Annotated in this window: 4 protein-coding genes; 1 reads left to right on the forward strand and 3 read right to left on the reverse strand. The window is 65.4% G+C overall.

The features are described 5' to 3' along the window. A partial coding sequence (locus tag AC1KVE_RS20335; protein ID WP_481093107.1) for an autotransporter-associated beta strand repeat-containing protein occupies window positions 1-7,861 on the reverse strand: 7,861 nt, incomplete at its 3' end. Window positions 7,862-8,593: 732 nt separating this feature from the next. Between AC1KVE_RS20335 and AC1KVE_RS20340 the strand changes: the two genes are divergently transcribed. Beyond that, window positions 8,594-10,405, forward strand: a complete 1,812-nt coding sequence (locus tag AC1KVE_RS20340; protein ID WP_102581663.1) for an EAL domain-containing protein — start codon at window positions 8,594-8,596, stop codon at window positions 10,403-10,405. Between the two features lie 123 nt (window positions 10,406-10,528). On the opposite strand, the gene AC1KVE_RS20345 is transcribed toward AC1KVE_RS20340, so the two are convergent. Next, on the reverse strand, window positions 10,529-11,227 hold the full coding sequence (locus AC1KVE_RS20345) for a DUF1349 domain-containing protein (RefSeq protein ID WP_228911789.1): 699 nt from the start codon (window positions 11,225-11,227) through the stop codon (window positions 10,529-10,531). 133 nt (window positions 11,228-11,360) lie between these two features. Then, on the reverse strand, window positions 11,361-12,281 hold the full coding sequence (locus AC1KVE_RS20350) for a M14 family metallopeptidase (protein WP_481092852.1): 921 nt from the start codon (window positions 12,279-12,281) through the stop codon (window positions 11,361-11,363). Window positions 12,282-12,514 lie beyond the last annotated feature (233 nt).

The following is a 12,514-nucleotide window of genomic DNA, read 5'->3' on the forward strand; positions in this document are numbered from 1 at the left end:
CTAGTGCGCCGGCGCCATCCTTGATCACGTTGCCGGTGCCGGTGATCGAGCCGGTGAACACGCCATCGGCCACCTGGTTGAACGCCAGCGTCGCATTGTCGACGATGGCTCCCTGCAGGCTGGCGCTGTCGCCAACCAGCGTGCCGGCGTTGACCGTCGTGCCACCGGTGTAGCTGCTGCTGCCGTCCAGTGTCAGCGTGCCGGTGTTGGTCTTGATCAAGGCGCCACTGCCGCTGATATCGCCGGCAAGCGTGAGGTCTGCCGGATTGTCGACGCTCAGCGCAGCGCCGAGGACGACCGCATTGCCCACGGTTGCGGCAACAGGGTTGGTCAGCACCGCAGCGCCGACCACTGACAGGCTGCCGGTGCCCAGCGCGTTGTTGCTGCCGATCGACAAGGTGCCATCGCTCAGCGCGGTCCCGCCGGCATAGCTGTTGTTGCCACTGAGCGTGAGCGTGGATGCACCGGTCTTGATCACGCTGCCGGCACCGCTGATGGCGCCAGTCAGGACGAGATCGTTGCTGCCTAGCAGCGTCACCGCACCGTCGAGCACCACCGCATTGCCCACGGCCAATGCCTGATCGGTATCGAGGCTGGTGCCGGCTGCCGCGGTCAGCGTGCCGGTGCCCAATGCCTGCGCATCGCCCAGCACCAGCGTGCCGCCGCCGAGCGCGGTGCCGCCGGTGTAGGTGTTGGCGGCGCTCAGCACCAGCGTGCCGGTGTCGAGTTTCTGCAGCGTGCCGGTGCCGCCGATGCCCACATCGATGGTGCCGGTGACGCCAGGGTCGACCCGGATGATGGTGGTGGCCGCATTGGCGCTCAATGCACCGCCGCCGGCATCGCTCAGCACATACCCGTCGCTGACAAACTGCATGCCGGTGATGCCTTGCGTGCCCTGCACGCCTACATTACCCGCGGTGCCGGCGAACACGGCAAAACTGCTCTGCCAGTCGCTGTTGCTCAGCCCATCGATCGAGGTCCAGTTGGTGGGGCCTGCGGCCCAGACGCCTGCGCCGCCATCGATGCTGCCATTGGCAACCGTCTGCGCACCATCCCAGAACTGCACGTTGCTGCCGGGCGCCAGCAGCACCACGTTGATCTGCTGGGCCAGCGCGGTCTGCAACGTCAGCTGGGTGGGATCGATCGTACCTGGCAGCGTGCCGATGCCCAGGCCGTTGTCGGTCAAGCCACCGGTGTAGTCGATCAGGCGATACACACCGGTGCCGAAGCCGCCGATGTCGGTGATGTTGAGCGTGCCGTCCAGGGTGAGATCGCCATTGACCGCCAACACGCCGGTCTGGCTGGGGATGCCCAGGAACGCGTCCAGCGTGGCAGTGGGAGCCAGGCTCAGGCTGCCGGTGGTCAACACTGCGCCACTGGTCACCACCAGGCGGCCGCCGTCATTCACCGTGACCGCCGCATCGACCACGCCGCTGCCGCTCAAGCTGGCACCGCTGCCCACGGTCAGGCCACCTGCACTGGCCAGCGTGCCATCCACGTCCAGCGTGCCGGCGGTGACCTGGGTGGTGCCGCCGAGCGCGCTGGTGCCGGTGAGCTGCAAGGTGCCGGTGCCGACCTTGTCCAGATTGCCTGCATCGCTCAGGCTGCCGGCAAAAGTACTGCCGACGTTGTTGGCGCCAAGCTGCAGCGTGGTGCCGCCCAGCACCGCGACATTGCCCTGCCCGGTCACTGCACTCAGGGCCGCATTGCTGCCGAGCGAGAGCCCGGCACCTGCGGCCACATCCACGACGCTGGTGTTGCCCAACGCGCCGGGGGCGGCGGTGGCGAGCACGCCGGCCTGCACCGACACCGGGCCGGTGAACGTGTTGCCGCCGGACAAGGTCAAGGTGCCCAGGCCCGTCTTGGTCAAGGCACCCGCGCCACTCAGCACCCCGGTCAGGCCCAGATCGTCCGCGCTGGCAATGGTCAGATCGGCACCGAGATTGACCGCATTGCCCAGTGCCAGCGCAATCGCGTTGCTCAAGGTGGCATTGCCCAGCACCGACAGGCTGCCGACACCGAGCGCGGTGTTGCTGCCAACCGCCAGGGTGCCTGCGTTCAACACGCTGCCGCCGACGTAGCTGTTGGCGCCGTCGAGCGTGAGCGTGGACGCGCCGTTCTTGATCACACTGCCCGCGCCGCTGATCGGGCCGGACAGGCGCAGGTCGTTGCTGCCGACCAGGTTGAGCGCGCCATCGAGTACCACTGCATTGCCGACCGCCAATGCCTGGTTGCTATCGAGGTTGGTGCCGGTTGCTGCGGTCAGGGTGCCGGTGCCCAACGCCTGCGCGTCGCCCAGCACCAGGGTGCCGCCGCTGAGGGCGGTGCCGCCGGTATAGCTGTTGGCCGCATCGAGCACCAGCGTGCCGGTGTCGAGCTTTTCCACGCCACCGCTACCGGAAATGGCGACATCGATGCTGGCGGTTGCACCCGGATCCACACGGATCGCGGTCAACGGCGCAGTCACAGCCAGTCCACCCGCGCCGGCATCGGTCAGCTGATAGCCATCGGTGACGAACTGCAGGCCGCCGATGCTCTGCGTGCCCACCACGCCGACGGCGGCTGCGTTGCCGGCAAAGACCGCAAAATCGCCTTGCCAGGTGCTGTTGGCGCTGCCGTCCTGGTTGGTCCAGTTGGTCGCCGCACCCCAGGTCCCTGCACCACCATCGATGGTGCCGTTGGCGGTGGTCTGCGCGCCATCCCAGAACTGCACGATGCTGCCCGGTGCCGTCACCACCAGGTTGAGTTGCTGGCCGATGGCGGTCTGCAGTGCGAGCTGGCTGAGATCCACGCTGCCCGGAAACAGGCCGATCGCCAGACCGTTGTTGGTGAGCAGGCCGGTGTAGTCGATCAGCCGGTACACACCCGTGCCGAACCCACCGATGTCGGTAATGTTGAGCGTGCCGTCCAGGGTGAGGTCGCCATTGACCGCGAGCAGCCGCGTATTGCTCGGCGCTGCCAGTGCGACATCCAAAAACGCACCCGGTGCCAGGGTCAGGCCACCCACGCTGAGCGAGGAGCCACTGGTCAATGCAAGCCGGCCACCGTCGGCGATGGTCACATTGCTTCCCACGTTGCCGGTGGTGCCGGTGCCGGTCAGCGTGCCGCCTAGCGCCACGTTCACTGCGCTGGTGCCCAGGGTGCCGATCACATCCAGGGTACCGCCGCTGACCTGGGTGGCACCGCCGATCGCGCTGTTGCCGAGCAGGCGCACCGTGCCGGCGCCGACCTTGTCCAGATTGCCGCCACCACCAAGGCTGCCGCCAAAATCGCCACCGCCCAACTGCAGCGTACCGCCGGCATCGGTAGTGACATTGCCGGCGCCGCTGAGCGCGCTGATCAGGCCGCCGTTGCTGAGATTCAGCACCGCCCCTGCAACGACATCGACGTTGCTGGCGTTGCCAAGCGACGCAGCGGTGCTCGCAACCAGCGTGCCGGCCTGGATCGCCAGCGGGCCGGTGTAGCTGTTGCTGCCACTCAAGGTCAGGGTGCCGGCACCGGTCTTGATCAAGTCGCCTGTACCGCTGATGCTGCCGCTGACCAGCATGTCCGCACCGTTATCCACGGTGAGCGCTGCGCCAAGCGCGATGTCGTTGCCCAGCGCCACCGCAATCGCATTGCTCAGCGCTGCATTGCCGACCACCGACAGGCTGCCGGTGCCGAGTGCGTCGTTGGCGCCGACCGCAATGGTGCCGGCCGTCAACGTCGTGCCACCGCTATAGCTGTTGCTCGCGTTGAGCGACAACGTGGTGGCGCCATTCTTGATCAGGCTGCCGGTGCCGGTGATCGCAGCGTTCAAACCGAGATCGTTGCTGCCGACCAGCGTGAGCTGATCGTTCAACTGCACCGCATTGCCCAGCGTCAGCGCGGCAGCGGCATCCAGTTCGGCAGGGCCGCCGACCAGCAGCGCACCCACGCCCAGCGCGGCGTCGTTGCCGAGCACCACACGCCCCGCATCCAGCGCAACGCCGCCGCTGAAGGTATTGGCATTGGCCAAGGTCAGCGTGGCAGCGCCTTGCTTGTCGAGACTGCCGCTGCCGCTGACGACGCCATTGAGCGTGATGTCCTGCGTGCCAGGCAAGGTGAGTGCGCCATTCAACGCAAGTGCATTGCCCAGCGTCACCGCGCTGCTGGCATCCAGTGTGGTGCCCGCGGCGGCGCTCAGTGTGCCCAAGCCCAGTGCCGTGTCGCTACCGACCACCACTGCGCCGCCCTGCAGTTGCAGTCCGCCCGCCCAGGTGTTGTTGCCATTGAGCGTGAGCGTTTGCGTGCCGTTCTTGATCAGGCGACCGGCGCCGTCGACCACGCCATCGAGGGTGAGGTTCTGACCATCGATGGCGAGTTGGCCGGCGACATTGACCGCGTTCTGCAAGGTCACCGCCGTGCTGGCAGTGAGCTGCGTGCCATCGGCAGCGGTGAGCGCGCCGGTGCCGAGTGCGCTGTCGCTGCCGACCGACAGGATGCCGGTGTCGAGCAAGGTGCCGCCGGTATAGACATTGTTGCCGGTGAGGGTCAACGCACCGGCGCCCTGCTTAAGCAGGCTGCCTGCGCCACTGACGATGCCGGTGACGCCCAGATCGTTGTTGCCGGTGAGCGAAAGCGCACCGTTGAGCACCACAGCGTTGCCGATCGTGGTCGCGGCAGTGGCCTGCAGCTGCGTGCCATCGGCAGCGGTCAGCGCCCCGGTGCCCAGTGCTGCGCCGTCGCCGATCAGCAGCGCGCCTGCATTGAGATCCACGCCACCGGCAAAACTGTTGGGTCCAGCCAGCGTCAATGCAGCATTGCCGTCCTTGACCACGCCACCCACGCCACTGACCGCACCGGTGAGGGTGAGATCCTGGCTGCCGCCGAGCTGCAGGTCCGCTTCCAGCGCCACGTTGTTGGCGAGCACGCGTGCGGCGGTGCTGTCGAGCAGTCCGCCGCCGACGGTCAGGGTGCCAAGACCCAAGGCGGTGTCGCTGTCCAGGATCAGGCTGCCTGCACTCAGGCGCGTGCCGCCGGTGTAGCTATTGTTACCGGCCAGGGTCAGGCTGGCGGGGCCCAGCTTGTCCAGGCTGCCCACGCCGGTGATGGCGCCGGTAAGCGTGAGCGCGTTGCTGCCACCCACATTGACCAGGCCGGCCAAGGCAATGGCATTGGACAGCGTGCTGACGGTTGCATTGGCCAGGGTGGTACCGGCTGCTGCGCTGAGCGCGCCAACACCGAGCGCGGTGTCGCTGCCCACCGTCAGTGTGCCGGCGCTGAGCGTGGTGCCGCCGCTGTACAGATTGTTGCCGCTCAGGGTGAGGTCGCCACTGCCGGATTTGATCAGGCTCCCGGTGCCGCTGATCGCGCCACTCAGTGTCAGTGCTTGCGCCCCACTCAGTGTCAGCGCACCTGGAGTCAACGCGATCGCGTTGCTCAACGAGGTGGCCGCCGTGTTTTGCAGGGCCGCATTGCCGGTGACGTTCAACGCACCCGTGCCCAGCGCGGTGCCGCTGGCCACCTGCAAGGTGCCGGCAGTGAGGTTGGTGCCGCCGGCATAGGTGTTCAGGCCGCCCAGGGTCAAGCTGCCGGTGCCGAGCTTGGTCAACGCACCGGTGCCGCCAATGGCGCCGGTCAGGTTCAAGGCATTGCCGCTGCTGCCCACGCCCAAGCTACCGGTGAGTGCAATCGTGTTGCCCAGGGTTGCCGCAGCGGTGGCATCCAGCTCGCCGCCGCTTGCGGTCAGGGTGCCGGTGCCCAGGGCCGCGTTCGAGCCCACCACCAGGCGCCCGGTACTCAAGCTGGTGCCACCGGTGTAGGCGTTGTTAGCGGTCAGGGTGAGGTCGCCCGCACCGCTCTTGATCAGGCTGCCGCCACCGTTGATGGCACCGCTCAATGTCAGCGCCTGCGCGCCGGTCCAGTTCAAGGGTCCGCCAAGGCTGATGCCGTTGGCCACCGTCAGTGGCGCACTGCTGCTGAGGTTGGACGCGCCGGTGACGTTCAAGCCGCCGGTTCCCAGTGCCGAGGCACTGCCCAGTTGCAAGGTGCCCGATGCCAGCGTGGTTCCGCCAGCGAAGGTGTTGGCGCCGTTGAGCGCGAGCGTGCCAGTGCCGGTCTTGTTGACACCACCCGCACCGGCAAGCGTACCGGTCAGGGTCAGCGCATTGCCGCTGGCACCCAGGCCCAGCGTATTGGTCAAGGCAACATTGTTGGCCAGGGTCAGTGGAGCGCTGGTATCCAGCTGCCCACCGGCGGCTGTCACCGTGCCCGCTCCGAGCGCAGTGTTGGTTTCGATCCGCAGCGTCCCCGCAGCCAGCGTCGTGCCGCCTGCATAGGTATTGCTGCCGCCCAGGGTGAGCGTGCCGGTGCCGATCTTGTTCAGCGCTCCGGCACCGCTGATGCCGCCGCCAAGTCGCAGGTTATTGGCACCGCCGATGCCGATGAAATCGTTGAGCACGAACGCGTTCGGCAAGTCGACTGCCGCATTGGAAAGCACGCTGCCGGCAGATACGTTGACGGTGCCTGTTCCCAGTGCGCCATTGGTTCCCACCGTCACTGAGCCGCCGAGCAGATTGACGCCACCGCTGAAGGTATTGCTGCCGGTCAGGCTCAACGCACCGGTCCCGGTCTTGGTCAGCGCACCGGTGCCGATGATGGGGCTGGCAACGGTCAGGGCATTGGCGCCCTGCAAGGTCAAGCCACCTGTTCCCAACGTGATGCCGCCAGCAGGCGACAGGCTCAGGCCGGCGGCCGTCGCCTCCAGCGCACCGCCGTTGGCGGTGATGGCAGTGCCTAGCTGCGCAGGATTGGCAAACTGCAGTACGCCGCCATTGAGCGCGCTACTGCCGAAGTTGCTTCCGCCCCCCACCGACCAGGTGCCGCTGTTGACGCGCAGGCTGCCGAAATTGATGTACTGCGCGGTGCTGAGTGTTCCGACGCCGGTGCTGCCGCTGCCAGTGCCGGTGGCCGAATTCTGCAGGATCAGCGTATTGGTGCCGCCTGCGCCGCCATCCACCACACCGGTCTGCGCGAAGCTCAGCAAGCTCCCCGGCCCAAGCAGTTCCAGCGCCAGCCCGCTGCCGCTGTTGACGCTGCCGCCAGTCACCGCCGTGAAGCTGTTGGTGCTGCCCGCCCCCATCGACACGCTGCCGTTGATGGTGCCGGCGTTGACGAAGCTGTTGCCGGTGGCCGAACTCTGGAAGCCGACGCGCCCGTTGATGGTGCCGGTGTTGACCGCATTGACGGTACCGCCGCCGCTGACTGCTATCACCGGCGTATCCGCACTCAGCACCGACAGGTTCAACAATGCACGGCTATCGATCAGCCCGGCATTGTTGATCTGCACGACGCCATTGCTGGCCGAGGTGATGCCAAGCGCCATGCCATCGAGATTGAGCAGGTTCGCCCCCAGTAGGCCGCCGGTGCCGTAAATCGCGCCGGTGGCGAGATTATTGGCGGTCACCGCGGTGGAGCTGGCATTGCCCATGCTGACGCCGGTGCTCAACACCGACAACAGGCCGAGCGCCGAGGGGTCGATCGTACCGCTGTTGTTGAGCGTGGCATTGGTGCCGGTGAGCGCAATGGCGGTGCCGCCCAGCAGCCCGGCGGTCATCTGCGTGCCTGCCGCAACGTTGATGGTCAGGTTGTTTGCGCTGCTTGCGAAGCTGTTGCTGGTGATTGGCAACCCCGTGCAGGTGACGGTGGCGCCCGCTGCTGGAAGTGCAGGTGTGCACGCCCCCCAGGCCAGCATCGGTGCGGCGGCTCCCACCGCCAGCACGACTAGGCTCGACACGCTGCGGCGGGTTGCCCCGGGCTTGCGCCGCCGACGTACCAGCTCGTGCGTCACCACCCAATTACCAATCGCCGCGTTCCAGACCAGCGCAAATGCACGATTCATTTTATTCCCCCTGTATCGCCGTGCAGAGACTCACGCACACACACACGCGCTCTCCAACAGCAGAAAGTTGATTTACTGTCGAGTCGGTTTAAAACAGCTTGTGCCGTACCAACCGGTATCGCCTACGGATGAGGACGTTTAATACCATTCCCTGCGAATAATAGTGGGAGATTAATAGGAAAAGCGCCATGCCTGAAACTGTGCCGAATATCACTAACCACGAAACTATCCATGACACACGCCCAAACTGTCGACTGGTTTACTCGTGCCCGTTAGCGTTATCGCGCCACCTCATGCGGCAGGCGCCACAGATCATGTGCGGCAGAATTCAAATAAAAACATGGCATAATTCAGCGGTAAAGCGGAATATGGCTGGATGAGTCCGAATGATTTAAAGCGATCTGATGCGGTCACCCGGATATTAGCGAGCCGAACCATTTCGACTACAACTTTTGTGTGGAATGTTGCGGTGCAGGAGTGAAAGCCTGATCGATGCAGCGCCGTCATTTGATTTAATGAGCCCGCTTTTACCATTAAGACCACCACCAACTGTCGACGCCGTTCATTGATTGCGGTATTTGTGTGCAGCCACTCCGCCCGTCCAGTTTATTGTCGCGCTCGATATCCTGCGATGGAGTCTATTGAAGAGGCCGGCTTATTCGAAAAGGTTTTAGTGCCCGATGATCGTCACCTGTCAACGACCTCGGTTTGTTTGTAGTAGCCAGGCAGTGTGTGATCTTCAACACGGAAACTGACGACATGACGCTCGCTTTGGACAGCAAACGGCAGCAACAGCAGTTCGACTGGTCGGGCGTGCCGATCGACCTGGGGGGCATGGAGCCGCTCGATCAGATCGCGCGTCTGCTATGCCATGCTCTGGTTGCGCCTGCGGCCGCACTGACCATCGTCGAGGGCGGCCGCGTGCGCGTGCTGGCGGCGCGCGGCATCAGTGCCGCCCATGTCGAGCAGGCCATTGAATTGTGCCGGCATGCGTCTGCGGCGCCCAATGGCGTCACGGAACTGATCGAACCTGCCGCCCTTGCCCCGATCCAACTGGGCGACGCCGCCTTCCCGGGCTTGCCGGCGCGCTTTATTGCCTGCGTCCCGGTCGGTGCACCGCAGACCGGCGTCTCCGGCACCTTGTGCGTGATCGATACGCGCGAGCGTCGCCTGGCCAGCCAGGAACACCAACAGCTGCTGATGTTCGCCAATGTGGCCGCGGCGCAACTGGAACTGCAGTTCGGCGCCGGGCGGCGCGAACCGCACAGCGGCCTGCTCAATGCACGCCAGTTGCAGTCGGACCTGGATGCCCTCGCCTTCGGCAGCCACTGCGTACCGACCATCGCTGCCTTCATCGAGGTCTACGACACCCAGGCAGCCAATGAAGCACGTCAGGCACTGGGCATGCAGCCGCTGGAAGAACTGGCGCGCCACGCCAGCTATGTACTGACGCGCGCGCTGCGCGGCAAGGCCACCGTCTATCACGTGGCACCGATGCGCTTTGCGTTTTTTCTGTTGAATTCCGCGCCCGACGAGATGGAAGACCTGTTGCTCGATCTGCGCGACATGCTGCATGCGCCGATGGACGCAGCCGGCATCCCGATGTCGTTGACCTTTCACGCTGGCGTCGTGCGCTTTGCACCGCAACAACCGGACACCAACGACGTCATGCGCAAGGGGCTGGTGGCACTGGGTGATGCGATCAGCAATCACGCCATCGTATGCTGGTATAGCGCCTCGCACGACGACGCGATCCAGCGTTCGTACCGGTTGGCACTGGATGCCGAAAAGGCGCTGGAAGCAGGCGATTTCCGGCTGGTGTTCCAGCCACGGATCAACCTTGAAGACTTGTCGGTGACCGGCTTCGAGGCACTGTTGCGCTGGCGGCATGCCAGCCTTGGCCCGATCGGTCCGGACGAATTCATCCCCTTGTTCGAAAAGACCGCCTTGATGTGCACCGTCACCAACTGGGTGATCGAAAACGCATTGGTGCAGTTGGCCAGCTGGCGTGCGCAGGGGCTGGACTTCTCCATGTCGATCAATCTGTCTTCGCGCGATTTTGGCAACCGCAATCTCGCCGCAGACGTCATCCATCGCTGCAGGGAGCTGGCCATCCCCACCCAGCGCATCGAGCTGGAGATCACCGAGGGCCGCTGGCTGCGCAGCAATGTGGAGGCCGTGCCACGGCTGCGCGCCCTGCGTGACGCCGGAGTCAATGTCGCCATCGACGACTTCGGCACCGGCTACAGCAACTTCGGCTACCTCACCGAGCTGCCGGTCAACGTGCTCAAGCTCGATCGCTCCCTGGTGACCGGCATCGCCACCAAGACCGGCATGCAGCTGCGCGCCGAGGCGGTGGTACGCCTGGCCAGCGCGCTGGGCTATCGCACCGTTGCAGAAGGCATCGAACACGCCGACGAAATCGCGCTGCTGCGCAGTTGGGGATGCGATGAAGCGCAGGGCTATCTGCTTGCCCGGCCGATGGAGGCGGAGCTGGTGGCGGCCTATGTGGCAAGCGCGGTGGCAGAACAGCGCTTGCCGTGATCCGAGCTGCCCGCGTGCAGTCGGCGCGTGCATCGTCCTTGATCGACCCACACTACGCCGCCCTCGCCTCCTGCAGTGATGTGCGTGGCAACGCAGCGCGCAAGCTGCGTTGCCACACGGCCATCAACTCAGATCGTGCAAGTCCTTGCCCAGCGGCGGACCCAGCGTCCAGTCGGAAAAACGCACCTTCAGCCCGGCACGCTCCGGCGTGCAGCACATCGGCCCGACCTGGTACGTATCGGCAACAGGAAACGGGCAAAGCCGCACCAGCGGCCAGGTCCGGCCATCGGCCGACACCTGCAGGCGCAGAACGCCGTCGGCAACGGTGGCGCGTATCCAGAAGTCCTTGGGGTCGGCCTCGTAAGGGCCGGTCGCCCAGTCCGAGACCGGGTTGGTCAACACGCTACTGAGCATCGCGCGGCCATCGCTCAGTTCAATACCCGCCTTGACCCAATGCTGCTCGTCCACACGCACCATGATGCCGGCCTGATCGTAGAGCGACTCGTACTGCGCGCGCACCCGCAACTGCGCAGTGAAGCGCGCTGCGGCGGTGATACCGAGAAAATGCCCGCTATCGCGCGTGAACCCGTAATGCGTCTTGCGCCAGAAGTCGGTGGCCTTGTCGGTAACCACGTCCAAGGTGCCGCCGCTGATTGCGACGGTCCGTGGCCGATTGAGCCAGCTGCCGTCCTGCCACTGCGTGTCCTGCGCCATCGTGTTCTCCGTCTTGGGTTGCCTGGCAAGCACGCCGCCGCTGATGGCCATTCCCATCGCGCCGCCCAGCAGGCGTCTGCGTGCACCGTCTATCGCATCGTGAGTCATTCGGGGTCGTCCATGCGCTTGAAGAACTGCATAGTCTAGCCGTGCGGTGGCTCAGGGCATGCATGCGTGGGCCGTGCTGCAGATGGCTGACATCGCCGCGACGCCAGCGTCGATCTGGCGCCAGTCCATGCTGTCAGCGCTGGGCGAGCGCGTAGTCCAGCGCCGCGCAGATCGCAGCCACCTGCGCGGCGTTGCACTGTGCGGGCGTTGCGCGCGGGCTGTCCGGATACACCTCGGTAGTGGTGCGATAGCGCGCGTCGGTGACGCCCGCGCACAGGCCAAGACGCCGCACCGGGTAGTTGATGACGCCAGGAGCGACCACCGCTGCGCCGATGATCTGGCCGTTCGCGTCGGCAGGTGCGATATGGGTGACCTCGGCGACGGCGGCAATGATTGCCTGCTGAAACTGCGGTTGCGGATCCTCGCTATCGCCCACCAGGTAAAAGCCATCGGGAATGCTGCCGGGCACGAAATCGACGCCGTCACGTGCGGCCAGGGCCGGACGAAATTCGCTCTCGTCGCTGTCGGTGGTTTCGTGCAGATCGATATGCACCAGCATCTGTCCGGCCACTGTGGCGACCAGTTGCATCAAGGCCGCCGACTCGGCGGCCGGGCTGTCTTGGCGAAACGCGCGATTGGGGTCGATGGCATCGGCATTCCAGCGCTGGATCCGCTCGTAGCCCCATGGATTGACGCAAGGCACCACCAGCAGATTGAGCTTGCCTGCATAGGCCGCCGCGCGTTGCTGCAGAAACTGCAGCGCGCCCTGCACGCCGCTGGTTTCATAGCCATGCACGCCACCGGTCACCAGCGCGCAGGGCAAAGCGGCGTCCCACGCCACGCTGCGCAGCGCGATCAACGGGTATTGCTCGGATGCCGCCGGGATCGTTCCGTAATGCACGCGCTCATAACTGGCATCCAGTGCATCGATCACTTGCACCACATCGTCAGCATGACTGCGCTGACGCAGCTGGCGTGCGCGCCATGCAGCGCGCTCTGCCTCGCCCCAGGGCTGCCGTGGTGTGCCGATCGGATACGCCATGCGCTGTGTCATTACCGGTGCCGTCCAATGAAAGACGGCCAGCGTAAGCGCTCCGAGCATGGCGGTCCATTCGACGACGAACCCGATGACGGCAACCGCCCGTAAGGTCGAGTCCGGTTAGGGCCGACTTTGCGAGTGTGCGCGTCGACAAGTCCCGCGACAACGGGCGCGTCACCTTCGGCAGGCGCAATGTCGTGACGAAGCGGTCGTTGGCTTGACGCTGCGTGTGCGCTGACACGGCTGCA

Source organism: Xanthomonas sp. NCPPB 2864, from assembly GCF_056675615.1.